The following is a 25,195-nucleotide window of genomic DNA, read 5'->3' as shown; positions in this document are numbered from 1 at the left end:
CCCGACGACGCCGTAAATGATGGTGCTGAACCCTATGAAGGGCAGACCCCCGTGCATTTCGACCCCTTTCGTGAACGCGGCACCCGGTGGCGGCCGAGTGGCCCGCCATCACGGCGGTGGTGACCACCGGGGACTTCATCATCGCGTTCGTCGAACCGGCGCATCCAGGCGTCATCACGGGCTGTGGATAACTCGATCGCGCGACGCGTCAACCCGCCGAATGGAACGTCCTGCGGTCTGCCGGAGGGCGGCGTGGCGCTCCGGCCACGCCGCCCGGAATCGGTCAGGAGAGGAAGCTGCCGAAGGGGCCGTTGAGGATGCCGTTCTTCTGTGTCGGGCTGAAGTGGCAGTTCGGGTAGTCGTAGAGGGACGCCGACATGCAGGTCCCGTCGGTGGACGTGGCGTCGGGCAGGCCGAACGCGTGCCCCAGTTCGTGCACCATTCCGCCGTACCACCGGTTCATCGGGCCGTTGATGCCTGCCGCGCCGTCGGCGTCGTGGCCGCTGAGGATCACCCATCCGTTGCCGCCGCCGCCACCGGCGCCGTCACCTTCGGCGCTGATCTCACCGACGTTGATCCAGCGGTTGTCCGGTGCGCCGAGACCGAACTTACGGCGCAGTTCGTCTTCCATGTTGCACACCGACCACCAGTACTTGTCGCCGCAATTCGGCGTGTTCTCGTACCAACTTCGCTGCTTGTCGCCGTTGACGACCTCGACGACCGGGCTGTTCAACGTGAACGTCTTGCCCAGTTCCTGTTTGAAGAAGCGCTGCGCCTCCTGCAGGACCTTGGTGATGCCGTCCGGGTACCGCTGGTCGTACGCCACGTCCGACGGCTTGAGCCAGAAGACCCGCACCGTCCGCTCCGGCGGGGTGCCCGTCGGCGGTGTCGGCGTCGGAGTGGGAGTCGGTGTGGTGGTCGTGCCGCCCGTGCAGGAAACGCCGTTGAGCGTGAAGGCGGTCGGCACGTCATTGCTGGAGTTGTTCCACGTGCCGTTGAATCCGAACGAGGTGCTGCCGCCCGATGCCAGAGAGCCGTTCCAGCTCACGTTGGAGGCGGTCACCGCACTGCCGCTCTGCGCCACCTGGGCATTCCAGGCCTGGCCGACCGTCTGCCCGGAACCGAAGTTCCAGCGCAGGGTCCAACCGCTGAGGGGATCGCCAAGGTTCTGGATCGCGACGTTGGCGCTGAAGCCGCCGGCCCACTGCGAGCCGACGGTGTAGGTGACCTGACAACCGGCCGAGGCGGCGCGTGCCATGACCGTGGTCGCCACCGCGGCGCCGACCAGGCAGGCCGCCATGATCCAGGCGATAAGACCCCCACGTAGTGCTCGTTGGTGCATCCCATTCCTCCATCGCGGCTCGACCTGCGCCGTACTACCTTTGGGCAGTCGAATGTGAGCGCTAACAATCGAGTACGGTGAACGAGCCGCCGCCGCCATGTCAATGAGCGTCGATGGCGGCCGCTGGGGACGTGGGAGAACGCCGCCCGGAATCAGAAAGTTTCAAACCGCGGCCGCCGGGCGGCCGTTCAGTCCGATGCCCCGGAACGCCTTGCGGCGAGCAGCAGCTGGATCACTTGATTCAGAGTGGACGCCGGCGCGTAGCTGTCGGGATCGAGCGTGGAATGCAGGACGAATCCGTCACCGGCCGCGATGATGAGCGACGCCATCGGCTCCGGATCCACCCATTCGGCGATGTAGCCGCTTTCGCGCAGTTCGCGGATGCTCGCCGCCAGAGCGGCGCGGAGTTCGGCCAGCAGGCCGACGACCTGGTCGCGGACGGTCTCGTTGCGTGACGCGGTCGCCAGGGCCTCGATGTAGGCGGGGAAATGCTCGCGTGCCTGCTCCAGGGCCTCCTGAAGGGCGAGCACCGTCGCGAACAGACGGCCCAGCGGATCGTCCGCGACGCCGGTCAGCGCGGTGCGGGCGGGCTCGATCCAGGTGCGGACGGCGTGGACCAGCGCCTGCGCCACGAGCTCGTCCTTGGAACCGAAGTGGTACGTGATCGCCTGAAGGTTCACTCCCGCCGCGGAGGCGATCTGGCGGGACGTCGCTCGGGCGACCCCGTGGGTGCGGAGCACATCGAGGGTGGCGTCGAGCAGGCGGCGACGGGTAGGGTCAAGGTGCTCAATCATACGTATGTATGAATCCGGTGGTGGCCGCCGGAACCGTGCCGACGGAGGGATGGGTCATGAGCCAGGTAGATCTTGTGACGGGTGCGTACGGATACTCCGGAACCTACCTCAGGCGCCGGCTCGAGATGGCGGGCCACACGGTCCGTACGCTGACGAACCATCCGGCGGCCGACGCCGACATCGACGTGTTCCCGCTCGACTTCAGCGACCCGGAGGCATTGGCGGAGGCCTTCGACGGCGTCACGACGTTCTACAACACCTACTGGTCCCGATACGCGCCGGCCGGCACCAGCCATCTGGACGCGGTCGCCAATACCGGGACACTGCTCGAGGCCGCCGCCCGGATGGGGGTCGAGCGGGTCGTGCACCTGAGCATCACCAATCCGGATTCGGCCTCCTTCTACACCTATTACCAGGGCAAGGCGGCGGTCGAGGATCTCGTCATGGCCGGCGGCATGTCGTACGCCATCGTCCGGCCGAGCGTGATCTTCGGCGGAGACGACATCCTGATCAACAACATCGCCTGGTTGCTGCGCCGGTTCCCGGTGTTCGCCATTCCCGGGACGGGCCGGTACCGGCTGCGTCCGGTGCACGTACAGGACCTCGCCGACCTGTGCGTACGCCTGGGGGAGGAGCGGACGAACACCGTCACCGACGCGATCGGCCCCGAGTCGTTCGGTTTCGAGGACCTGGTCGGCACGATCGCCCAGGCCATCGGAGTCCCGTTCCGGCCGGTGCATCTCCCGGCGACCGTCGTGTCCGTCCTCCTGCGCGGAATGTCGATGCTGACCCGGGACGTCGTGCTCACGCGGGACGAGATCGAGGGGCTCATGGCGGAACTCGTCATGGTCGAGGGCGAGGCCACCTGCCCCACGCCGCTGACCGGCTACCTGTATGAGAACGCCGACCGGATCGGCAGTCGCTACCAGTCAGAACTCGCCCGCCGTAAGGTCCCGGCGGCCCTTTGAGCGCTGCTGACGGCCGAGCACTCGGCCGCTGACGGCGGCCGAAGCCCGGCTCTGTGACGCGCTCATTCCCGGCGTCTCAACCGCGGAACGCCGGGATGCCGGTGAGGGCCTGACCGAGCACGAGCGTGTGCATCTCCGAGGTCCCCTCGTAGGTGAGCACCGACTCGAGGTTGGTCATGTGGCGGATCACGGGATATTCCAGGGAGATCCCGTTCGCGCCGAGGATCGTGCGGGCGGTGCGGCAGACGTCGAGTGCCTCGCGGACGTTGTTCAGTTTCCCGAAGCTGACCTGGTCGGGGCGGATCCGGTCGTCGTCCTTGAGCCGGCCGAGGTGCAGGGCGAGCAGCAGCGCCTTGTGCACCTCGAGCGCCATGTCGGCGAGCTTGGCCTGGGTGAGCTGGAAGCCGGCGATGGGCCGGTCGAACTGGACTCGGGAGCCGGCGTAGTCCAGCGCCGCCTCGAGTGACGAGCGGGCCGCCCCGACGGCGCCCCAGATGATTCCGTACCGGGCCTCGTTGAGGCAGCTCAGCGGGGCACGCAGGCCGGTCCCCTCGGGCAGCGCCGCGGTGGCGGGCAGCCGTACGTCGTCGAGCACGAGCTCGCTGGTCACCGAGGCCCGCAGGGACAGCTTGCGGTGCATCAGCGGTGCGTCGAACCCGGGTGTGCCGGTCGGCACGACGAAGCCGCGAACGCCCTCCTCGGTCCGCGCCCAGACGACGGCGACGTCGGCGATCGAGCCGTTGGTGATCCACATCTTGCGGCCGTTCAGCACCCAGTCGTCGCCGTCACGGCGCGCGGTGGTGCTCATGGAGCCCGGATCCGATCCGTAATCGGGCTCGGTGAGGCCGAAACAGCCGATCGCCTCGCCGGAGGCCATCCGGGGCAGCCACTCGCGCTTGTGCTCCTCGGACCCGAAGCGCCGGATCGCGTACATCGCCAGCGAACCCTGGACCGACACCAGCGAACGGATGCCCGAGTCGCACGCCTCCAGTTCCAGGCACGCGAGGCCGTAGGCGACCGCGCTCATCCCGGCGCAGCCGTACCCCTCGAGGTGCATGCCGAGCAGGCCGATCTTCCCCATCTCCAGGGCCAGCTCTCGCGCGGTCGGCAGCTCACCGCGCTCGAACCAGTCCGCGATGTGCGGGGTGACGCGCTCGGCGCAGAACGCCCGCACGGTGTCCCGGACGGCGAGTTCCTCCGGGCTCAGCAGCGAGTCGATGTCCAGCGGGTCGTGCGGCCGGAACGTGGACGTGGCGGTCATGGTGCTCCTCGGTCGGGGATCAGGAAGCTGTCGGGGAGGACTGGGGCGGGATCGGGCCCGGATCGGCCGAGCGCAGCCACGCCCGGAGCGCGTCACCGTGCTCATCCAGGTCGGGCGGCGGCGTCGGCGCGGTCGCGGCGGTGTCGGAGAACGTGATGGGCGGTCGCACCTGCGGCGGATGGTCGTCCCCGACGTGGAGCAGCGGGGACAGGCCGAGCTCGGTCGCGTAGTCGATGGCCGCGGGGATGTCGTTGACCCGCGAGCAGGCGATCCCGGCCGCGGTCAGCCGCCGCTGCCAGTCTCCGGCGGTGCGGGCCGACAGCGCTCCCTCCAGCAGGTCGACCAGATCCGCGCGGTGCTCGACGCGGGCGGCGTTGGTGGCGAACCGCGGGTCGTCGGCGATGCCGTGCAGCCCCAGCTCGGCGGCGAACCTGCGGAACTGTGTGTCGGTGCCGACCGCGACGGCGAGCAGGCCGTCCTCGCACCGCAGCGTCTCGTACGGCGCGATGCTCGGATGCCGGTTGCCCATCCGAACGGGAGCCTCCCCGGTCGTCAGGTAGCCGGAGATCTGGTTCGCCAGCCCGCCGAGCAGGCTGGTCAGCAGGTTCACCTCGACGTGCTGCCCCCGGCCGGTGCGGTCCCGCTGACGCAGGGCGGCCAGGATGCCGATCAGGGCGTCCTTGCCGGTGATGACGTCGATGAGGGCGACGCCGACCTTCATGGGATCGCCGTCGGCCGCGCCGGTGATGCTCATGAGACCGCCCGCGGCCTGGACGACGAAGTCGTAGCCGGGCAGGTCCGCCCCTGCCGCGCTGCCGAACCCGGAGATGGAGGCGTAGACCAGGCGCGGGTTCAGCTCGGTGGCCTGTTCGTGGTCCAGCCCGTACCGGGCCAGCACTCCGGGCCGGAAGTTCTCCACCAGCACGTCGGCGCGGCGCACCAGCTCGGTCGCGGCCTCGCGGTCGGCCGGGTCGGTCAGATCGAGCGCGATGCTGCGCTTGCCGCGGTTGACACCCTCGAAGTACGAGCTGGACCGCGGCGTCCAGGGCGGTCCCCAACGGCGCGTGTCGTCCCCCTCACCCGGCCGCTCCACCTTGATCACGGTCGCGCCGAGGTCCGCCATCATCATGGTGGCGAGCGGGCCGGCGAGGACCCGGCTGAAGTCGGCCACCAGCAGTCCGGACATCGGACCGCGGTCCGTCATCGGTGCTCCCCGCCCTCGGGGGAGGACGTCTCCGCACGGCTTCGGGCCGTGCGCGGGCCTCTCCTGATGGAGACCGCTGTCATGGTCGGGCTCGCTTTCGTGCTCGGGTCGGGTGTAAGAGCGCCGGCGCCCGCCGGTCAGTCGCGCCAGCGCGGGGAGGTCGTACGGGGCGGGGGCAGCGCGGCCGGCAGCCGCAGGAGCATCGGGCCGCCGTGTCCCGCCGCCTCGCGCAGCGCGGAGGGGAGCTCCGCGACGCCGGGCACGTCCGCGGCGCCGATGCCGAAGCTGCGCGCGAGCGCCACGAAATCCGGGGTCGTCAGGTGCACGCCCTGCTCGGGATGCCCGAACCGCTCCTGGTCATAGCGGAGCATGCCGTAGCAGGCGTCGTCCACGACGAGGACCGTCACCGGTAGCCGCTCCTGCGCGAGGGTGGCGAGCTCGCCGACGCCGAACATCAGGCCGCCGTCTCCGCAGACGGCGAGGGTGGGCGTGCCGGAGACCGCGGCGGGGCCGATCGCCGCCGGGAGGGCGTAGCCGAGCGTGCCCCAGCCCACCGGGTACTGCAGCCGCCGCGGGCGTCCCATCGAGGCGTACCCGCCGATCCAGTAGCCCGCCACGGCCATGTCCGCCACGACCGCGCCCGCTGTGGGCCAGGCGTCCTCGACGGCCTCGACGAGGCTCAGCGGCTCGTCGCACTTCTCGCCGCGCAGCCGCTCCCTGACCTTCTCGCGCAGTCCCGCCGCGTCCGTCCACGACACGGGGCGGGCGGCGACCGCGTGGGCGAGCGCCCGCAGCGTCTCCCGGGCGTCGCCGAGGACGCCGACGTCGGGGGAGTAGTTCTTGCCGAGGTCGGTCGCGTCGCAGTTGATCGCCACCAGCCGGGGTGGGCGCGGCATCGACCAGTTGCGGGTGTTCATCCCGTCGAAGTCGGTGCCCACCGCCACCATCAGGTCCGCCTCGGCGATCAGCGCGGCGACCTCGGGTTCGTGCGGCGGGGCCGCGACCAGGCACGGATGGTCGTCGGGCAGCACTCCGCGCGCGCCGAACGTGGTGACCACGGGGGCGCCCAGCCGCCGGGCCAGGGCGTCGAGGTCGCTCTCGGCACCGGCCTGCACCACCCCGCCGCCGGCCCACAGCACGACCCGTTCGGCCCGGTCGATCTCGGCCACGGCGGCGGCGAGCCGGTCGCTTCCGGGGGCGGCGCGTTCCGGCGCGGTGTGCCGCACGGGCGTGCCCGGCTGCCCCAGGACGTCGGTCGGCACGTCCAGGTAAACGGGCCCCTGCGGCCAGGTGAGCGCGGTGGTGATCGCCGCACCGACCGCCTCCGCGACCTCGCCGGGCGTACGCGGCCGGTAGACGGCCTTGGCCAGCGGTTCGAACAGCGCCGCCTGGTCCGCGCTCTCGTGCAGGATGCCGCGCACCACGCCGGGGCGGCGCAGCGTGGTCGCGACCTCGCTGGCGACGAGCAGCACCGGGCTGTGCGACGCCGCGGCCTCGCCGAAGGCGGCGACCGCGTTGGCGGCGCCCGGGCCCGTCGTGGTCAGCGCGACGCCGAGCGAGCCGGTGGCGCGGGCGGCGCCGTCGGCGGCGTACACGGTGGTCTGCTCGTGCCTGACCCCCACGATGCCCGGCCGGCCGCGCCGTTGCTGTTGCCAGAACGCGAGGTTGTGCACGCCCGGAAGGCCGAAGACGCGCTTCGTCCCGATCGACGCGAGAGCGTCGAGGACGCTGCCCGCGACGGTCACCTGCTCCATGTGAGCCTCTCCGATCTTCGGCCGACGAACCGGCCTCGAGATTCCTGACGGTCCTCGAAAGCCCTGGCGGAGGGTCTTGCGCCCAAAATTGGATCCACTATACATTCGCCAAAAGTTCTTACCCCGACCACCGATCCGACGGCAAGTCCCCGCCCTCTCCACCGAGTCGGCTGTCGGTGGCTCCACCCGCCGACGAAACAACGAATCCCTCATTCCGCGCTCGCGGCAGACCATGCCGCCCACCCCTGAGGAGACCTGCGATGACCCACTCCCACGGCGGCACGGACTCACCCGGACGCCTGGACACCTCCGGCGGCGCGGACGGCCGGATGCGTCGTCTCCGGTGGGCCTCGGTCGCGCTGGCCGCGCTCGCGGTGACCGCGACGGCCTGCAGCAGCGGCCAGCCGGGCACCACGAAGGGGGGCGAGGCCAAGGCCGCCGCCGACACCACCGGCAAGTTCGACGCGTTCGCCGGCGTGACCAAGGACGACGCCGCCGCGGCCAAGCTCCCCGCGCGGATCAAGTCGGCCGGGAAGCTGGTCGTGGTGATGAACGTGTCGAGCCCGCCGACCAAGTTCTACGCGACCGACAACAAGACGATCATCGGGCTCAACCCGGACCTCGCCCGCGCGCTGGGGCGCGTCCTGGGCGTCCAGACGCAGATCCAGGACGTCCAGCTCGACGGCATCATCCCCGGTCTCAGCGCCAAGCACTTCGACTTCGCGATCTCCAGCATGTCGGCCACACCGGAGCGGCTGAAGGCCCTGGACATGGTGCGGTACGGCGCCTGGGGCACCTCGCTCGCGGTGGCCAAGGGCAACCCCGCCAAGCTGACGGTGGACGGCCTGTGCGGCCACAAGATCGCGGTGCAGCAGGGCTCGATCCAGGAGGCCGTGCGGCTGCCCGGGCTCTCCAAGGCCTGCCAGACGGGCGGCAAACCGGCGGTGCAGCCGGTGGTACTGCCGAGCCAGACCGACGCGCTGATGCAGCTCGGCAGCGGCAGGGTCGACGGCGTGCTCGCCGACACCCCGGTGCTCGCGTACGCGGCGGTCCAGACCCCGGACAAGTTCCAGCTCGTCAGCGAGATGAACCGCAGCCCGGTCGCCATCGGCCTGCCCAAGGGCTCCGACCTCACCCCCGCGCTACAGGCCGGGCTCGGCGCGCTGATGAAGTCCGGCACCTACCAGGCGATCTTCGACAAGTGGGGGCTGAAGAACGCCGTGACCGACAAGCCCGACCTGGAGAAGACCGCCTCCTGACCACCTCGCCCGCCCGAAGGGAAACCTGATGAACACCCTGTCCTCGCTGCCGTCCGGCAGAGTCGAGGCCCGGCGATGACGGCGGCCACGGACCGGGCCGTGCGGGCGGACGACGGCGAGGACCTCGCCATCGTCCCCCGGCGGAACCCACTGAACCTGGTCGGCATCGTGGTCCTCGCCGTGCTCGGCGCGATGCTGGTCCACACGCTGGTCACCAACGACAACTTCGACTGGGGCGTCGTCAAGCTCTACCTGAACGCCGAGGCCATCGCGCGGGGCGCGCTGCTCACCGTCGAGCTCACCGCGATCTCCATGGTGCTCGGCGTGCTGCTCGGCATCGTGCTGGCGGTGATGCGGCTGTCGCGCAGCCGGGTCCTGTCCGCCTCCGCCTGGGCCTTCGTGTGGTTCTTCCGGGGCACGCCGCTGCTGATCCAGCTCATCTTCTGGTTCAACCTGTCGGCGTTGTTCCCCCGGCTCTCGCTCGGGATCCCGTTCGGGCCGGAGTTCGTCTCCGGCAGTGCCAACGCCTTCATCACCCCGTTCGTGGCGGCGCTGCTCGGGCTGTCGCTGAACGAGGGCGCGTACATGGCCGAGATCGTGCGCGGCGGGCTGCTGAGCATCGACCGCGGCCAGAGCGAGGCCGCGCAGGCGCTGGGGATGCGGCCCGCCAAGACGCTGCGCCGCGTCGTGCTGCCGCAGGCGATGCGCGCCATCGTGCCGCCGACGGCCAACCAGACGCTGTCGATGCTGAAGAACACCTCGCTGGTCAGCGTGCTCGGAGCCGCCGACCTGCTGCACGCCACGCAGATCATCTACTCCCGTACGTACCAGACCATCCCGCTGCTGATCGTCGCCGCGCTCTGGTACCTGGCGATGACCTCGGTCCTCAGCGTCGCGCAGTATTACCTGGAGCGCTTCTACCAGCGAGGCGACCTGGGCGCGTCCCGGCGCCGGCTGTTCCCGCGCAGGCACGCCGCCGAGACGGCGGAGGCCGACTCACCGAAGGCGGTGTCGTGATGACCGACGTCCAGGATCGCGAGGAGAGCAGGACCCAGCGGGACGTGCTGATCCGCGCCCGCGGGATCCGCAAGTCATTCGGCTCCCAGCAGGTGCTCCGGGGCATCGACCTGGACGTGCAGTCCGGCGAGGTGTGCTGCGTCATCGGGCCCAGCGGGTCGGGCAAGTCCACCCTGCTGCGCTGCATCAACCATCTGGAGAAGCTGGACGGCGGCCAGATCCACGTCGGGGGCGAACTGATCGGCTACCGCCGGTCCGGGAACAGGCTGCACGAGCTGTCCGTGCGCGAGGCGGCCCGGCAGCGCGCCGGCATCGGGATGGTCTTCCAGCGCTTCAACCTGTTCCCGCACAGGACCGCCCTGGAGAACGTCATGGAGGGGCCGCGGCAGGTCAAGCGGGAGCCGGCCGCCGAGGTCCGCGAGCGGGCGCTGGCGCTGCTCGGACGGGTGGGACTGCGCGACAAGGCCGGCAGCTATCCCGCCCAGTTGTCCGGCGGCCAGCAGCAGCGGGTGGCCATCGCCCGCGCGCTGGCGATGCGGCCGCAGGTGATGCTCTTCGACGAGCCGACCTCGGCGCTGGACCCCGAGCTGGTCGGCGAGGTGCTGGAGACCATGCGGTCGCTCGCCGAGGAGGGCATGACGATGATCATCGTGACGCACGAGATCGGCTTCGCCCGCGAGGTGGCCGACACGCTGATCTTCATCGACGAGGGAGTGATCGTGGAACAGGGACCGCCCCGCGACGTCATCGCGGCCCCCTCCCACGAGCGGACCCGCGCTTTCCTGTCGAAGGTGCTGTGACGGGATGAACGGTGCGCTCGACGCCGAGATCGGCGTCATCGGAGTCGGAACCGTCGGCGCGATGCTGATGTGGCAGCTCACGCGCCGCGGAAGAGCGGCGATCGGATTCGAGCGGTACGCCCCCGGCCACGACCGCGCGGCGGTCGGCGGAGAGACCCGGCTGTTCCGGGTCGCCTATGCCGAGGGCGCGCAGTACGGCGACCTGTTGCGGCGGGCGCTCGGACAGTGGCGGGAGCTGGAGGCCGCCGCCGGCGTCCCGCTGCTGAACGCCTGCGGTGGCCTGGCCATCGGCGACCCCGGCCACCCGTACATCCGTGGCCTGCGGGCCAGCGCAGAGGCGTCCGGCATACCCGTGGAGGTGCTCGACGGGCGGGCCATGCGGGACCGGTACCCCCAGCATCGACTGCTGGACGGGGAGGTCGGCGTCCTCGACCCGCAGGCCGGGTTCGTGCGATGCGAGGCGGCGGTGGTCGCCGCGGCCGATCTGGCCGAGCGGGACGGTGCGACCGTGCTCCGGCACACCGAGATCGACTCGGTCGCCGAGCGCGACGACTACGTCGAGATCCGCGCGGGCGGGACGGCCTGGCGGGTGCGCGAGGCGGTCGTGTGCGCCGGATCGTGGACCGGCCGGTTCCTCCCGGATGACTGGCGGCGGCATCTGCAGCCCCGCAGGCTGTTGCTGAGCTGGTTCGCCGCCCGGCGTTCGGAGGAGTACACCCCGGAACGGTTCCCGATCTTCATCCGGGAGAGCGGTGGCGTGCACCTCTACGGCGCGCCCTCGGTGGACGGCGTCGGTGTGAAGGTGGCCGGCGCGGTACCGGGCATGCCCGTTACGGAGCCGGATGCGATCGAGCGGCGGCACGGCGCGGCCGAGACCGCCAGGATCTCCCAGGCCGTGGCGGAGCTGCTCCCTGGCCTGCATCCGGACCCGATCCGCGAAGACGCCTTCACCGACCTCTACACCTCCGACGGGGAACCCTTCGTCGGCAGGGTCGGTCGCGGTAGGCTCTCGATCGCGTCAGGCTTCTCCGGCCGCGGCTTCAAATACGCTCCCGCGCTCGCCGCGGACGTCGCGGATATGGTGGTGAAGGGCACTGGCGCCCCTTGGGATTTCATGGCACCGCGGCGGCTCGTGCCCGAGATCTCCACGTCCTCCGGGGAAGGCAGGTGAGCGCGATGCCGGTTGGCGGGGTCTCGCGTCCGCCGACGGTACAGGGCTTCGTGCTCGCCGAGGTCCGCAAGCTCATCATCGCCGGGGAGCTCAAGCCCGGCCAGCCGATCAGGCAGGAGCTCCTCGCCGAGCGGTTCGGCGTGAGCCGGGTCCCGGTCCGGGAGGCCCTGAAGATCCTGGAGGGTGAGGGCCAGGTCGTCCACCGGCCGCACCACGGGTACATGGTGACCGAGCTGTCCCTGCCGGACCTGCTGGAGGTCTACCACATCCGGGGGCTGCTGGAGTCCGAGGCGGCCCGCCTCGCCGTCGAGAAGGTGAGCGACGCCGACATCGAGCGGATCGTCGCGGCGCAGCGGGAGGTGGAGGTCGCCTCCGCTCGAGGCGACCTGCTGTCGATGACCGCGGCCAACCGCAGGTTCCACTTCTCGATACTCGAGGCCTCGCGGATGCCGCGGCTGGTCCGTATGATCCGCTCGCTGTGGGACTCCACCGACCCGTACCGCACGGTCTACTACAACGCGCCCACCAACCGCGAGCTGGTCGAGCGCGAGCACACCGACATCGTGGACGCGGTACGCGACCGCGACGGCGATCGTCTCGTGAAGCTGCTCGCCGAGCACCGCGACCACGCGGTCGAGGCGCTTCGGCAGATCATCTCCGACGAGAGCTGATCCCGCGTCGCGGAGGCCGCGCCGTCTGGGAGCTCGTCAACGGGAGTGTGGCTCGAGCGGGCCTCATCCCTTCAGCCCGCCGGCCAACAGATCCGCGCGCCAGAAGCGTTGCAGGACCAGGAGGAGGGCGATCAGCGGGATGATGGACACGGCCGAGCCCGTGATGACCAGTGAGTACAGGTCGGTGTCGCCCGCGCCCTGGCCCAGGAACGTGTACAGGCCCAGTGTGATGGGGTACTTGTCCTGGTCCGAGAGCATGATGAACGGCAGCAGGAAGTTGTTCCAGATGCCGACGAACTGCAGCAGGAACACCGTGACCAGTCCCTGAACCATCATGGGCAGCACGATGCGGCCGAAGATGCGGAGCTCACTGGCGCCGTCCAGGCGTGCGGCCTCCAGGGTGCTCTGCGGGACGGCGGCGGCGGCGAAGACCCGGCACAGGAAGATGCCGAACGGGTTGATGATGACCGGCAGGAGCACCGACCAGTAGGTTCCGGCCAGGCCGACTCTCGCCAGCAGGAGGTACTGCGGAACGGCCAGCACGATGCCGGGCACGAGCACGCCGGCGAGGATGACGGAGAACAGGGCTTCGCGGCCGCAGAAGCGGAACTTGGCCAGCGCGTAGCCGGCCATGGCCGACACCAGCGTCGACAGCGTCGCACCGACGCCCGCGTACAGCAGTGAGTTGAGACCCCACTTCCAGAACCGGCCGCCGCCGTAGCCGCTGAGGTCGGCGAGATTGCGGACCATGCCGCCACCGGGAGCGAAGGAGAACGTGCTGAACAGCTCGCGAGGGGTCTTGGAAGCGGCGACGACCACCCAGGCCACGGGGGTGAGGCAGTACAGCGCGCCGAGCAGCAGCACGAGCAGCGGCAGCAGCGGCCGCCGCTGGACGGCGGGCCGGTCGTGTCCGCGGAGACGGCGGTCGCCGGTGCGGTGCGGGGTTTCGGTGGCGTTCATGCGTTGTCTCCGAAGGTCCGGCGCTGGAAGAACCGCAGCAGCACCAGCGAGATGACGAGGATTCCCAGGGCCAGGAGGACGGAGGCGGCCGCGGCGCCGCCGAGGTTGTCGTTCATGAACGCCTCCCGGTAGATCTTCATGAGCGGCACCCAGGAGTAGGAGATGGTGGTCGTCATCGGCCGCAGTGTCGCTGGCTCGCTGTACAACTGCAGGGTGCCGATGACGGAGAACAGCCCGGTGAGGACGAGTGCGGGGGAGACCAGCGGGATCTTGATCCGCCAGGCGATCTGCAGTTCGCCGGCGCCGTCGATGCGGGCCGCCTCGTAGACGGAGGTGGGAATGGAACGCAGCGACGTGAAGATGATGATCATGTTGAAGCCGACACCGGACCACAGGGCGATGTTGGCCAGTGAGAAGTACAGGACGGGCGGGCTGAGGAAGTCCAGCGGCCCGGCGTGCAACCGCTGGGCGACGTAGTTGATCGGGCTGGTGCTGGGCAGGTACATGAAGCCCCACATGAGGCTGGCGATCACGCCGGGCACCGCGTACGGAACGAAGATCGCGGTACGGGCGAAGCCGCGGCCCCGCACCCTCGGGGTGTCGAGCAGCAGTGCGAACAGCAACGCCAGACCCAGGACACTGGGGACGGCAATGGCGCCGTAGATCAGCACCCGGCCGAGCCCGGAGACGTACTGAGGGTCGCTCAGCGCGGCGTGGTAGTTGGCGAGCCCGACGAAGGACTGCACGCGCCGCCCGAAGGCGCCGCCCTCGACACGGAACCCGTGGAAGCTCAGGTAGATCGCGTAACCGATCGGGATGACCACGAATAGGGTGAAGAAGACGATCGCGGGCGTGGCGAACAGCCAGGGTGTGGCGGCGGTTCGAACGCGTCGGAGCCGGCCGGCCGGCGCGGAGGGCGAGGCGGAACCGGCGGGCGCGGAGGTCGAGGTGGAGGTCACGGGCATGAGGCGTCCAGAGTGGTCGAGGTGCCGACGCCGCTGGGCCCGGCGGGTCGCCGGGCCCAGGGCGGTTACTTGGTCACGGTGAAGCCGGACTTCTGCAGGTCGGCGACGACGGCCTGCTGCGTCGCCTGGTAGACGTCGCGGAAGGAGGTCTTGTGGAGCGCGGCGGCGTTCAGTTTGTCCCCGAAGGCGTTGGAGGCCACGTTCACGTCGGGCCCCCACGACACCGGTACCGTCGAGTTCTTCACCACCTGGTCGGCGACCTGGTAGAAGTCCTTCTGCTGGGGCATCAGCTTGGGCGGCTCGTGCGTCAGGGTCGCCTGGCGGCCGGCCTTGCCGGCGGGGTAGATGTCGAGATTGAGAGTCAGCTTGGAACCCTCATCGGAACCGCCCAGCCAGGCGGCGAAGGCCGCGGCCTCCTTGGCGTGCTTGGACTTGGCCGGCACCAGATAGGCGGAGCCGCCCAGGAACGGCACCGCGGCGCTGCCGGGTGCCCACTGCGGTAGCGGTGCCGATGCCCACTTGCCCGCAGTGTTCGGCGCGACCGAGGCGATCACATTGGGTGCCCAGGCGGCGGCGGCCCAGCTGAGGAGCTTCCCGCTGTTGACCTGAGCGTTCCATTCCGGCGTGAGCAGCGGCTCGACCTTGACCAGATCCCGATCCACGAGGTCCTGCCAGAAGTCTGCGGTCTTCAGCGACTGTTGGCTGTCGATGCCGACCTTCCAGGACTTGCCGTTGTTGCTCCACCAGGTGGCGCCGGCCTGGGCGGCCTGGGCGGCGAAGAACTCGAACTCTTTGGCGGAGAAGCTGGCGATGTAGACGCTGGGGTCCTTTTTGTGGATCTGCTCGGCGGCCGTGGCGTACTCGGCCCAGGTGGTGGGGACCTTGACGCCGTACTTGTCGAACAGGTCCTTGCGGTAGGTGAGCATCATCGGCCCGAGGTCCTGGGGCACACCGTAGACCCGGTTGTTGAACGTGGTCAGTGCCCAGGTGTTGGGGTCGATGCCGGCCTTGGCGCCGGTCACGTCGCCGCTGATGTCCTTGACGGCGCCGGCCACCACCATGGCGGGCACGGCCCGGTACTCCAACTGCACGACGTCGGGGGCGTCGCCGCCCCGGTTGGCGGCCAGCAGCTTGGCGGCGGTGTCGTCGGTCCCGCCGACCTCCGACAGCTTGATGGTGACGTTCGGGTGTTCCTGGTGGTACCTGTCGGTGATCGCCTTGGCCGCCGGAACACTGGCCTTGAGGTTCCAGGTCCAGACGTTCAGCGTGACCGGCCCGCCACCGGACGAGGCGTTCGAGGAGGAGTCGCCGGACGAGCAGGCGGCCAGCGACGTCGCCAGGGCGGCCGCCAGCAGGGCGGCGCTCACCCTCCGCCGACACGGACGGTGCCGGCGCCCCACACGGGCTCGAGGTGAGGGGAAGGGGAGTGGGGTCATGACGATCTCCTCGTTAGACAGAGCATCACAGCGGGGGTGCGTGGGGACTAATGTCTTGTTAACGTTTTCATGTTGTCAAGCCCCTGCTCGTGACAGAGCTGAAACTTTCGGAGCCCCGTGGCCACCACCTTCCGCAACCCGGTCCTGCCCGGCTGCTATCCGGACCCGTCGATTTGCCGGGTCGGCGAGGACTTCTACCTGGTCACCTCGTCGTTCGCCTACTATCCCGGCATCCCGGTCTTCCACAGCCGGGACCTGGTCCACTGGCACCAGCTCACACATGTGCTGAACCGGCCGGGTCGGCTCTCGCTGGAGGGGCTGGACGTCTCCGACGGCGTCTGGGCACCGACCATCCGCCACCATGACGGCACGTTCTACGTGGTCTCCACCCTGGCCAGGCGGCGGCGAGGCGACCTCACCTTCGTCGTCACCGCCGACGATCCGGCCGGGCCATGGTCCGACCCGATCCCGCTGGAGGCCGAAGGCATCGATCCATCGCTGTTCTTCGACGACGACGGCCGGTGCTGGTTCACAGCCTGCCGGGACGCGGCTCATCCGAGCGGTGACGGCCCCGGCGAGCTGTGGATGCGTGAGCTCGATCTGGAACGCCTCGAGCTCGCCGGCCCGACCCATGTGCTCTGGCGCGGCGCTGTACGCGGGGCTTGGGTGGAGGCACCACACCTGTACAAGCACGACGGCGTATACCACCTGATCGCCGCCGAAGGCGGCACCGAGAGCAATCACAGCGTCACCGCCGCGCGCTCCGACGTCGTCACCGGCCCCTACCTCACGGACCAGCGCAGTCCTCTGCTCACGCACCGGCATCGCGGCCCGGATGAACCCATTCACAACGTCGGCCATGCGGACCTGGTGGACACCCCCGACGGTGAGGTGTGGGCCGTGACGCTCGGGGTGCGGCCGATCGAGGGCACCCACACACTAGGCCGGGAGGTGTTCCTGGTGCCTGTCACCTGGAGCGCTCACGGACCCGTCTTCGCCCCGGAATCGGGCGGCGTACGGATGTCGGAGCGGCTGCCGTCGATCGCGTCCGGACGGCCGAACGGCGACACTGCGGTGACGGGCCGCGTGCGCTTCGACGAGCCGGCGCTCGGCCTGGAGTGGAACAGCCTTCGTGGTCCGGTCGGCGACCGCGTCAGACCCTCGGCGGACGGGGGAGGGCTCGACATCGACCTGGCACCCGAGCCGCTCAGTTCCACCGGTGTGCCGGCCTTCATCGGCCGGCGCCAGCAGCATGTCCGCTTCCACGCGCGGACGAGGATCGGCTTCACCGCAGCCCATCCTGCGGAAGAGGCCGGCGTGGCCGTCTTCCAGAACCAGGACCACTACGCCACTCTCGCCCTCACGGCGGATGGCGGCGGAAGGGCGCAGGCGGTGCTGACCGCGCGGGAGGCGGGCACGAGCACCCGCCTGGCCTCCGTTCCGATGACGGCGAGTGAGGTGGTGCTGGCGGTCGAGGGGGATGAGGCCGGCTACACCTTCCGCCTCACGCATCTGGGCGCGGACCAGTGGATCACCCTGGCCACCATCGAGCGAGCCTTCTTCAGCACCGAGTGCGCGGGTGGGTTCGTGGGGGTCTATCTGGGTCTTTACGCGACCAGCAATGGCCGGGCCGGCGGCGGTCGCGTGCGTGTCCACTGGTTCGAATACCAGCCGCGCGTGCGGAGCGAAACGGCGCAGGCGGCGTACGCCCCTTAGCTCTCCGGCCGCGGTGGGGCGGTGCTGCGCCGGACCACGAGTTCGGGGGCGATCCGCTCGCATGAGGCCGGCTCGCCCCGCATCATCCGTAGCACCTGCTCGATCGAACGCTCTCCCAAGGCGACGAAGTCCTGGCGGACCGTCGTCAGCGCGGGCACCAGATAGGCCGTTCCGGCGCTGTCGTCGAATCCGACGAGCGAGACGTCATCGGGGACCTTGACGCCGAGGTCGGCGAAGGCGGCCAGCACTCCCATGGCCATCTGATCGTTGCCCGCGAAGATCGCCGTTGGAAGCTCGGCCGTCGAGCGGGTGAGGTAGGAGGCGAGCCGGTAGCCACTGTTTCCTGTGAAGTCGCCCTCAAGTAGCTCCCCCTGGGCCGCCGGGGCGCTCTTCAGCGCTGCTCGCCAGCCTTCGACGCGCGCTCGGGCGTCGAAGGTGCTCAGCGCGCCGGTCAGGTGAACGATGCGGCGATGCCCCAGCTCCAGTAGGTGCTCCACGGCGAGCCGCGCGCCCAGTTCCTGATCCAGCTCGACGAAGCCGAGGTCCGGATTGGGCACGTTGCCGGACATGATCACCGTTATGGGAACGCCGGTGACGACGTCGGCCAGGGCGTCTACCACCATGGGGCGGTCGGCGATGACGGCGATGGCCTCGACCGCCTGGTCGGTCAGCCGCTGCAGTGTCTCGGTCATGTCCTTCGTGGTGCCGCCTTGCCAGCTGGCCAGGTTGACCCAGTACCCGGCCCGCTGCGCCGCGCTCTGCACGCCGCGCAGGACGCGCGGCAGCTCGTACAGTTCGGTCCCGGCGAGCACCACACCGATCGTCGAGGAGCGACGGCTCTTGAGAGCGCGGGCGACGCTGTTGGGCCGATAGCCGAGTTTGTCGATGGCAGCCTCGACGCGAGCCCGGGTCTCCGGCCGGACGGAAGGATGGTCGTTCAGGACGCGGGATACGGTCACGTGTGACACGCCCGCTTCGCGTGCCACATCGACCATGCCTGGTGACCGGCCCATGTCCTTCGCTTCCTGGCTTCGCGGCGGCATATCCGCCCGCCGGCGTTGTAAGCGATGGTGCCACATCCGCCGCCATTGTGCCGGTGCCGCTTCCTCGTCTCGGTGCTACTCGTCGATGAGCAGGCCCTTCGCCTCGAGGACGGCGGCGAGGCCGCTGACCTCGATGACGCTCTTCCCGGCGCGATAGGCGGCGATGTACCCGGCCTCGGCGTCGACGCGCTCCTGGGATCTGCGGACGGCCTCGCCGAGGTCCTCCCGCCGCACCACCACGACGCCGTCGGCGTCACCGCGCACCACGTCGCCCGGGCGTACGATCTCGCCGCCGATCATCACGGGCTCCGCCATGGGGCCGACGGTCTCCTTGACCGTGCCCTTGATGGAGACGCTCAGGGAGAACACCGGGAATCCGAGCTCGCGCAGCTCCCGGGTGTCGCGGACGCCGGTGTCGGTGATCAGCCCGCCGAGGCCCTTGGCCACGCAGGCGTTGGCCAGCACGTCGCCGAACGAACCGGCCTCGGCGTACTCGCCGGCGGACACCACGATGACGTCGCCGGGCCTGGCGTACGCGATGGCGACCTGGAGCATGATGTTGTCCCGGGGAGCGCAGCGCACGGTGAACGCGGGCCCGCACAGCGACATCGCGTCGTCCACCGGCTTGATCGTCGAGCTCAGGGCGCCGAGCCGGCCCTGCGCCTCGTGGATGGTGGCGGAGGAGTACTCGCTCAGCCGCTCGACCAGTGCCGGGTCGGGGCGGTCGAACTTGGTGTTGACGTGCGGCATGGGTCCCTCTCTGCAGATCAGGAAAGGTCGGCGCAGGCGCGGGCGATGCGCTCGCAGCTCTCGGTCAGGACGGCGTTCGACGTCGCGAAGGAGATGCGGAAGTAGCCGGGTGCGCCGTAGGCCGCCCCGTGGATCACCGCCACCCGCTGCGACTCCAGCAGGTAGCGGGCGAACTCCTCGTCCGTACGGATCTCCTCGCCGGCAGGCGTGCGCCGGCCGAGCAGCCCGGCGCATCCGACGAGCACGTAGAAGCCGCCGCTCGGCGCGGTGCAGGTCAGGCCGGGGACGTCGGTCAGCGTCTTCACCGTCTCGTCCCGCCGGGCCCGGTAGACGGCGACGGTGTCGCGGATGAAGCCCTGGTCGCCGGTGAGCGCGGCGGTGGCGGCCGCCTGGCTGATCGAGGAGGGGCACGAGGAGATCTGCGACTGCAGCTTGTTGACCGCCCCGACCAGCTCCGCCGGGCCCGCGCCGTAGCCGATCCGCCAGCCGGTCATGGCGTACGTCTTGGAGACCCCGTTCGTGAGGAACACCCGGTCGGCGAGGCGCGGCTCGACCGCGACGATGGTGCGGGGGAGTTCCGGTCCGTACCAGATCTCGTCGTAGATCTCGTCGGTCAGCACCCGGACGTGGGGGTGGGCGAGCAGCACGTCGGCGAGGGCGCGGAGCTCGTCCGTGGTGTAGGCGGCGCCCGTGGGGTTGTTCGGGGCGTTGAGGATGACCCAGCGCGTTGCGTCGGTGATCGCGGATTCCAGCCGCCGGGCCGTCAGCTTGAACCCGTCGGCCTCCGGGCACGGGACGACGACGGGTGTGCCGTCGTTGGCCAGCACCATGTCCGGGTAGGACACCCAGTACGGCGTGGGGACGATCACCTCGTCGCCCGCGTTCAGCGTGGCCGTCAGCGCGAGGAAGATGATCTGCTTCGCGCCGCCGCCCACGGTGATCTGCTCGGTGGGGAAGCGCAGTCCGTGCCGCCGGTCGAGCTTGTCGGCGATGGCCGCCCTGAGCTGCGGGGTCCCGTTGACAGGCGTGTACTTGGTCTCGCCCCGCCCGATCGCCTCGATCGCGGCGGCCTTGACATGGTCGGGGGTGTCGAAGTCGGGCTCGCCCACCGTGAGGTCGAGGATCTCGTGGCCCTGCGCCTTGAGTTCGCGCACGCGCTGGGCGGCGGCCGTGCTCGGCGACGGTTTGATGCGGTCGACCCGCTGCGCCAGTGCCATGTCAGTCGGCCCGCCTCTCGAAGTTGAGGCCGCCCGGCACCTGGAAGGTCGGCATGATCTCCAGGTGCCCGATGTTCACGTGGCGTGGCGCGGAGATGGCGAAGTCGATCGCGTCGGCGATGTCCTCGGGCTTGAGCGATTCGTACCCGTCGTAGTACCGGCGCTGTGCCTCTTCCATGTCGCCGAGCAGCCGGCCGAAGATCTCCGTCTCCACCCGGCCGGGGCAGATCTCGGTGACGCGGATCCGGTGACCGTACCCGTCGACGCGAAGCTGACGGGAGAGGGTGTGCACGGCCGCCTTCGTGGCGTGGTAGATGGTGTTGCCGCCGAAGTTGTAGACGGCGGCGATCGAGCTGATGTTGACGATGTGCCCGAGGTCGCGTTCCACCATCCCCGGCATGATCAGGCGTACGAGGTGCAGCACCGCCTGGATGTTGACGGCTATCTGCTCGTCGACGGCGAACTCGTCGGCGGTGAGGATGTTCCCCGACCGGGAGACTCCCGCGTTGTTGACGAGCACGTCGACCTGGATGCCCCGCACGACGTCGGCCACCGCGGCGGTGTCGGTGATGTCGACGGCGTGCGGCGTGCATCCCGTACGCCGGGCCAGCTCGCCGAGTCGCTCGGCGTCGCGGGCCACGGCGTGGACCTCGAGCCCCTGCTTGGCCAGGCGCTCGACGACCACCGCTCCGATCCCGGTGGAGGCACCGGTCACCAGGGCGGTCTTGTAGTCGGAGAAGGGCATGTCAATTGCTCCCGGAAAGATGGCGGATGGGTGAGGAGGCCGGCCGTTACGCGTCGCGCAGCGGCTGGTGGGCCCTGTCCTTCACCCGGGATACGGCGATGAGCGTGCCGAGCGCGGTGAGGACCGCGTAGAAGGCGGGCACGTAGACGCTGCCGGTCTTGTCGATGAGGTACGTCATCAAGAGCGGCGCGGTGCCGCCGAAGAGGGCCGAGGAGATGTTGTATCCGAGCCCGTAGGCGGAGTAGCGCACCCGGGTCGGGAAGAGTTCGACGAGCAGGATGTGGATGACGCCCGTGTGGCCCGCGAAGATGACCGCCATGACGCACGCGCCCAGGATGGCGAGCGGGACGCTGCCGGTGCCGATGAGCAGGTAACAGGGGATCCCGGCGATCGCCATGGCGATCGCGGCGCCGGCGATGACCTTCTTGCGCCCGACCCAGTCGGAGAGCCTGCCCATGTAAGGGATGGCGATGGAGATGGCCACCAGGCTGGTCGCGGTGACGAGCAGACCCTGCACCTTGGTGAAGTGGAGGTCGCCGCTCATGAAGGTCGGCATGAAGGTGAACAGCACATAGTAGCCGGAGCCGTTCATCAGCGGGATGAACAGGGCGAGCAGCATCGCGCGGCGGTGCTCGGCGGAGGTGAACGCCTCTTTCAGCGGGTTCCTCGAGACCCCGTCGGCCTCCCGCAGGCGCAGGAAGTTCGGCGTGTCGCTGATGCGCTTGCGGATGTAGATGCCGGTGATCCCCAGGGGCACGGCCAGCAGGAACGGGATCCGCCAGCCGTACGACTCCATGCGGTCCGCGCCGAGGCCGCCGGTCAGGGCGGCGGCGAACAGCGTCCCGGTGAGCAGGGAGAGGAAGGAGGCGATCTGGGCGTAGCTGGTGAACAGGCCGCGTTTGCCCTCGGGGGCGTGTTCGGCGAGGAAGCTCATCGCGCCGGACGCCTCGCCGCCCACGGAGAAGCCCTGCAGCACGCGCAGGAGTATCAGCAGGGCGGGTGCCGCGATGCCGATGCTCGCGTACGTGGGCAGGACGCCGATCGCCGCGGTCGCGGCGCTGATCAGCAGGATGACGAAGACGAGCATGCGCTGCCGCCCGATGCGGTCCCCGAGGTGACCGCAGATGACGGCGCCGAGGGGGCGGAAGAAGAACGACACCGCGTAGCCCAGGAAGACGAGCTGGACGGCGTTCTTCGAATCGTGGAAGAAGACGGTGCCCAGCGTCCCCGCCATGAAGCCGAAGATGCCGTTGTCGTAGAGCTCGGCGAAGATCCCGACGCAGCCGGCGAGGGTGATCTTTCGTGCCGTTCTCGAGTCGACCGCGTTGGGTACCGGTTGTGCTGCCAGGGTGGCCATGGGCTGCCTCCTTAGTGACTGACGGTAACGGGAATGTGGAGTGCGTCGAACACCGTGCGTACGCGGGTCCGAAGGGCGTTGATGCAGGCGCGCTGCGACCGGTACGCGGCCACGGCCTCGGCGACCGTACGGCGCCGGAAGCGGATCGACTGGCCGGGGCGGGCCTGCCCCAGCGCGGACAGGCCGGTCGACGTGACGACCGCGAGGACGGGATAGCCCGCGGTGACGCCACGGCCTCGGTGCAGGACGAGCAGTTCGTCGCCCGCGGGCACCTCGACCGCTCCGACGGGCACTCCCCGGGAGAGCACCTCGCCGGTCGCCGTCCGGCGCGGCACGTGGCCCCGCATTCGCAGGCCGATGTGGTCGCTCTGCGGGGTGACGGTGAATTCCGACCGGAACAGCCGGTCCGCCGAGTCACCGAACTCCGCCCGGTCGGGGCCGTCGGTGGCGTCGATCGTCCATGCGTCGCCGAAGCGCGGTACGGCCGCGTGCAGACGGAACAGCGGGATGCCGAAGACCGGGTGGCCGATCGGAGGCAACGGGGCACGTACGGCGAGCCGGTCGCCGTCCCGCAGCGTGCGCCCGAACCCGAGGATCGTGTCGGGAGCACAGCTGCCCAGCAGGAACGGCGCCTCCACCGAACCGTGCACGGCGAGGTAGACGCGGACACCGAGCCTGATGCCGGTGACGCGGATCGTCTCGCCCGCCCGGACCACGACGGGTTCCCACCGTGGACGCGGAACGCCGTCGACGGTGAGGTCGGCGGGGGCGCCGGTCACGGCGATGAGCACGTCGGCCGAGGGCGTGCAGCCGAAGTCGAACGCCGTGATCTCCAGCAGCGGCGCGCCTTCGTCGTTGCCGGCCAGCACGTTGGCGACGCGGGCGGAGTACTGGTCCAGCGCGCCGTTGACCGGCAGGCCGTAGCGGGAGCGGCCCAGCCGCCCGAGGTCCTGCACCGCCGAGAGGCCGGCGCGGTCCACGGTGAGGGTGTCAGCCATGGGCCACCGCCTCGGCCGTCAGCATCGCGCCGTCGTGGCCGGGCCACTCCCCGGCGGTGATCGGTACGAACCGGAAGGTGTCGCCGGGCCGGTACGGGGCCGGCGGCTCGGCGTCGAGGTCGAGGACGCGCAGCGGGGTACGTCCCAGCAGCGGCCATCCGCCCGGAGAGCGCATCGGGCAGATGACGGCCTGCCTGCCCGCCACCGCGATCGACCCGGGCGGGACGCTGGTACGCGGCGAGGCCAGCCTTGGCACCGGCTTCGGGAACGCGGGGCCGTCCATCATCGGGGCCCCCACCGGCGCGCCGAGACAGCGCACCGTCAGGTCCTGGGCGGTGTGCAGCTCGACGACCTCACGCTCGGTCAATCCCAGTTGCTCCGCCACCACGGGCAGGTCGGGGCCGTACTCGCCGCCGTAGACGACCGAGACCGTGAAACGTCTGGGCGAGGGCGACGAGGCCGGGCTCTCGGCGAGCCGCCCGGCCGCGCCCCGCAGGGCGCGGTGAACGGTGTCGTGGTCCGTGGTGGAGCAGTCGAACTCGACGAGGAGCGAGTCGTAGGCGGGGACGATGCCGTACACCCCGTCGAGCCGGGCCGCCTCGATCACGTCGGCCAGGGCGTGCACGACCTGCCAGGCGTGGTCGTCGGCGCCGGCGGCCTTGACGACGACGGCCGAGTCACCGCAGTCCGCGATGCGGATGCCGTGGTGGTCCATCTCAGGCGCCGTTTCCGGAGACGCCGGACCGGGCGTCGAGCACGTCGGTCAGCGGGGCGATCGCCACGCCCGCCGCGAGCAGTTCCCTGCGGATGAGGTGTGCGAGGGAAATGGCGCCGGGGGTGTCGCCGTGCAGCAGGACGGTGTCGCACGCGACCGGGATGTCGCGGCCGCCGGCGCTGCGGATCACGCCTTCGGTCACCATCCGGACCGTCCGCTCGCTGATCTGCCGCTCGTCGTGGATGACGGCGCCGGGTTCGCTCCTCGGCACGAGGGTGCCGTCGTCGCGGTAGGCCCGGTCGGCGATCCCGACGATGCCGACCCGCAGGCCACGGGCCCGGGCGGCGTCGGCGAGCTCCCCGTCCTGCGCCAGGACGATCAGTGACCGGTCGAGGGAGGCGACCGCGTCGGCCACGGCGCCCGCGTAGTCCTGCCTGGTCGCGACCAGGTTGCCGAGACGGCCGTGCGGCGCCACGTGCCGTACGCGGGTGCCGTGCGCGGCGGCGAACGCCTGCAGGGCTCCGACCTGGTAGAGCACGTCGGTGCGGACCTCGTCCGGCGACAGGTCCATCGCACGGCGGCCGAATCCGACCAGGTCGGGAAAGCTGGGGTGCGCGCCGACGGCGACACCGCGCTCGACGCAGTGGCGGACGGTGGCGTCCATGATCCGTGGATCGCCCGCGTGGAAGCCGCAGGCGATGTTGGCCGAGGTGAGGACGTCCAGCAGCGCCTCGTCGTCACCCATGGTGTAGGCGCCGAACCCCTCGCCGAGGTCGGCCACGAGATCGATCACGTGTGTCATGTCGTCCTCCGCTCGAGCGGCGAAAAGGAGGGGATATTTCATTCGGAAAGCGGTTCGCGGCGCCGATTTACGCGGCCGTTACGATTCCTTCAGAAGTTCGCCGCGAGGTTGGAATTTCGCGTTTCGATGACGGTAATGCTGCGGCATCACGGCATCAAATACGTGTTGGGTGTGACGTGATAAGGCCTTGCTATGACCGAGCGCCGGTCCGGGCCGACACGGTCCGTGTCCGCCCCCGTACGATGAAGCC

The 25,195-nt window shown here is 70.1% G+C and carries 23 protein-coding genes; 7 read left to right on the top strand and 16 right to left on the bottom strand.

Annotated features, from left to right (window positions below; translation table 11 throughout):
• Positions 1-283 precede the first annotated feature (283 nt).
• Complete coding sequence (locus ABEA24_RS25335) at positions 284-1,342, bottom strand: cellulose-binding domain-containing protein (RefSeq protein ID WP_345433536.1); 1,059 nt, start codon at positions 1,340-1,342, stop codon at positions 284-286.
• Between the two features lie 188 nt (positions 1,343-1,530).
• Positions 1,531-2,136 carry a TetR/AcrR family transcriptional regulator gene (locus tag ABEA24_RS25330; RefSeq protein ID WP_345433535.1) on the bottom strand — a complete coding sequence of 202 codons (606 nt, stop codon included), beginning with the start codon at positions 2,134-2,136 and terminating at the stop codon, positions 1,531-1,533.
• 56 nt (positions 2,137-2,192) lie between these two features.
• On the opposite strand from ABEA24_RS25330, the gene ABEA24_RS25325 reads away from it, so the two are divergent.
• Positions 2,193-3,104, top strand: coding sequence for an SDR family oxidoreductase (locus tag ABEA24_RS25325; protein ID WP_345433534.1), 912 nt, complete (start codon positions 2,193-2,195; stop codon positions 3,102-3,104).
• Positions 3,105-3,180: 76 nt separating this feature from the next.
• Here ABEA24_RS25325 and ABEA24_RS25320 read toward each other — a convergent pair whose 3' ends face one another.
• The 3 genes from ABEA24_RS25320 to ABEA24_RS25310 form a co-directional block, all read right to left on the bottom strand.
• Entirely contained in the window at positions 3,181-4,365 is a 1,185-nt protein-coding gene (locus ABEA24_RS25320) for an acyl-CoA dehydrogenase family protein (RefSeq protein WP_345433533.1), read from the bottom strand.
• Between the two features lie 19 nt (positions 4,366-4,384).
• Positions 4,385-5,569, bottom strand: coding sequence for a CaiB/BaiF CoA transferase family protein (locus tag ABEA24_RS25315; protein ID WP_345433532.1), 1,185 nt, complete (start codon positions 5,567-5,569; stop codon positions 4,385-4,387).
• A gap of 137 nt (positions 5,570-5,706) precedes the next feature.
• Positions 5,707-7,323 (bottom strand): thiamine pyrophosphate-binding protein, encoded by a 1,617-nt coding sequence (locus ABEA24_RS25310; protein WP_345433531.1) that lies wholly within the window; start codon positions 7,321-7,323, stop codon positions 5,707-5,709.
• Between the two features lie 260 nt (positions 7,324-7,583).
• On the opposite strand from ABEA24_RS25310, the gene ABEA24_RS25305 reads away from it, so the two are divergent.
• The 5 genes from ABEA24_RS25305 to ABEA24_RS25285 all read left to right on the top strand — a co-directional run bounded on the left by ABEA24_RS25305 (position 7,584) and on the right by ABEA24_RS25285 (position 12,241).
• Positions 7,584-8,582, top strand: coding sequence for an ABC transporter substrate-binding protein (locus tag ABEA24_RS25305; protein WP_345433530.1), 999 nt, complete (start codon positions 7,584-7,586; stop codon positions 8,580-8,582).
• 75 nt (positions 8,583-8,657) lie between these two features.
• Positions 8,658-9,599: an amino acid ABC transporter permease gene (locus tag ABEA24_RS25300; protein WP_345433529.1), complete on the top strand. Its 942-nt coding sequence runs from the start codon at positions 8,658-8,660 to the stop codon at positions 9,597-9,599.
• On the top strand, positions 9,599-10,399 hold the full coding sequence (locus tag ABEA24_RS25295; protein WP_345433528.1) for an amino acid ABC transporter ATP-binding protein: 801 nt from the start codon (positions 9,599-9,601) through the stop codon (positions 10,397-10,399). Before ABEA24_RS25300 ends, ABEA24_RS25295 begins: the two co-directional genes overlap by 1 nt.
• Before the next feature lie 4 nt (positions 10,400-10,403).
• Positions 10,404-11,570: an N-methyl-L-tryptophan oxidase gene (gene solA / locus ABEA24_RS25290; protein ID WP_345433527.1), complete on the top strand. Its 1,167-nt coding sequence runs from the start codon at positions 10,404-10,406 to the stop codon at positions 11,568-11,570.
• A gap of 5 nt (positions 11,571-11,575) precedes the next feature.
• Positions 11,576-12,241: a GntR family transcriptional regulator gene (locus ABEA24_RS25285; RefSeq protein WP_345433526.1), complete on the top strand. Its 666-nt coding sequence runs from the start codon at positions 11,576-11,578 to the stop codon at positions 12,239-12,241.
• Between the two features lie 63 nt (positions 12,242-12,304).
• Here the strand turns inward: ABEA24_RS25285 and ABEA24_RS25280 are convergent, their stop codons facing one another.
• The 3 genes from ABEA24_RS25280 to ABEA24_RS25270 all read right to left on the bottom strand — a co-directional run bounded on the left by ABEA24_RS25280 (position 12,305) and on the right by ABEA24_RS25270 (position 15,533).
• Positions 12,305-13,201 (bottom strand): carbohydrate ABC transporter permease, encoded by an 897-nt coding sequence (locus ABEA24_RS25280; RefSeq protein ID WP_345433525.1) that lies wholly within the window; start codon positions 13,199-13,201, stop codon positions 12,305-12,307.
• Positions 13,198-14,166, bottom strand: coding sequence for a carbohydrate ABC transporter permease (locus tag ABEA24_RS25275; protein WP_345433524.1), 969 nt, complete (start codon positions 14,164-14,166; stop codon positions 13,198-13,200). The genes ABEA24_RS25280 and ABEA24_RS25275 overlap by 4 nt, the downstream gene beginning before the upstream one ends.
• Positions 14,167-14,231: 65 nt before the next feature.
• Positions 14,232-15,533 carry an ABC transporter substrate-binding protein gene (locus ABEA24_RS25270; RefSeq protein ID WP_345433523.1) on the bottom strand — a complete coding sequence of 434 codons (1,302 nt, stop codon included), beginning with the start codon at positions 15,531-15,533 and terminating at the stop codon, positions 14,232-14,234.
• Positions 15,534-15,719: 186 nt separating this feature from the next.
• Between ABEA24_RS25270 and ABEA24_RS25265 the strand changes: the two genes are divergently transcribed.
• Positions 15,720-17,318, top strand: coding sequence for a glycoside hydrolase family 43 protein (locus tag ABEA24_RS25265; protein WP_345433522.1), 1,599 nt, complete (start codon positions 15,720-15,722; stop codon positions 17,316-17,318).
• Here ABEA24_RS25265 and ABEA24_RS25260 read toward each other — a convergent pair.
• The 8 genes from ABEA24_RS25260 to ABEA24_RS25225 all read right to left on the bottom strand — a co-directional run bounded on the left by ABEA24_RS25260 (position 17,315) and on the right by ABEA24_RS25225 (position 24,945).
• The gene (locus ABEA24_RS25260) at positions 17,315-18,313 is read right to left on the bottom strand and encodes a LacI family DNA-binding transcriptional regulator (protein ID WP_345433774.1); all 999 of its coding nucleotides are present in this window, start codon (positions 18,311-18,313) and stop codon (positions 17,315-17,317) included. The genes ABEA24_RS25265 and ABEA24_RS25260 overlap by 4 nt on opposite strands.
• A 123-nt stretch (positions 18,314-18,436) precedes the next feature.
• Positions 18,437-19,111, bottom strand: a complete 675-nt coding sequence (locus tag ABEA24_RS25255) for a 4-carboxy-4-hydroxy-2-oxoadipate aldolase/oxaloacetate decarboxylase (protein ID WP_345433520.1) — start codon at positions 19,109-19,111, stop codon at positions 18,437-18,439.
• A 17-nt stretch (positions 19,112-19,128) separates the two neighbouring features.
• Complete coding sequence (locus tag ABEA24_RS25250; protein WP_345433519.1) at positions 19,129-20,328, bottom strand: aspartate transaminase; 1,200 nt, start codon at positions 20,326-20,328, stop codon at positions 19,129-19,131.
• 1 nt (position 20,329) lies between these two features.
• A complete protein-coding gene (locus ABEA24_RS25245) occupies positions 20,330-21,073 on the bottom strand; it encodes an SDR family oxidoreductase (RefSeq protein ID WP_345433518.1) in 744 nt (247 codons plus the stop codon).
• 46 nt (positions 21,074-21,119) lie between these two features.
• Positions 21,120-22,430 carry an MFS transporter gene (locus ABEA24_RS25240; RefSeq protein ID WP_345433517.1) on the bottom strand — a complete coding sequence of 437 codons (1,311 nt, stop codon included), beginning with the start codon at positions 22,428-22,430 and terminating at the stop codon, positions 21,120-21,122.
• Positions 22,431-22,441: 11 nt separating this feature from the next.
• Positions 22,442-23,428: a 5-oxoprolinase subunit C family protein gene (locus ABEA24_RS25235; protein ID WP_345433516.1), complete on the bottom strand. Its 987-nt coding sequence runs from the start codon at positions 23,426-23,428 to the stop codon at positions 22,442-22,444.
• The gene (locus ABEA24_RS25230) at positions 23,421-24,143 is read right to left on the bottom strand and encodes a 5-oxoprolinase subunit B family protein (RefSeq protein WP_345433515.1); all 723 of its coding nucleotides are present in this window, start codon (positions 24,141-24,143) and stop codon (positions 23,421-23,423) included. Before ABEA24_RS25230 ends, ABEA24_RS25235 begins: the two co-directional genes overlap by 8 nt.
• Before the next feature lies 1 nt (position 24,144).
• Positions 24,145-24,945 carry a LamB/YcsF family protein gene (locus tag ABEA24_RS25225; RefSeq protein WP_345433514.1) on the bottom strand — a complete coding sequence of 267 codons (801 nt, stop codon included), beginning with the start codon at positions 24,943-24,945 and terminating at the stop codon, positions 24,145-24,147.
• Positions 24,946-25,195: the final 250 nt, after the last annotated feature.

Origin of the sequence: Actinoallomurus vinaceus (assembly GCF_039542055.1) — a bacterium.
GTDB classification, from domain to species: Bacteria; Actinomycetota; Actinomycetes; order Streptosporangiales; family Streptosporangiaceae; genus Actinoallomurus; species Actinoallomurus vinaceus.
Note: the sequence above shows the minus strand (reverse complement) of the source record. Positions and strands in the feature narration are given on the sequence as shown.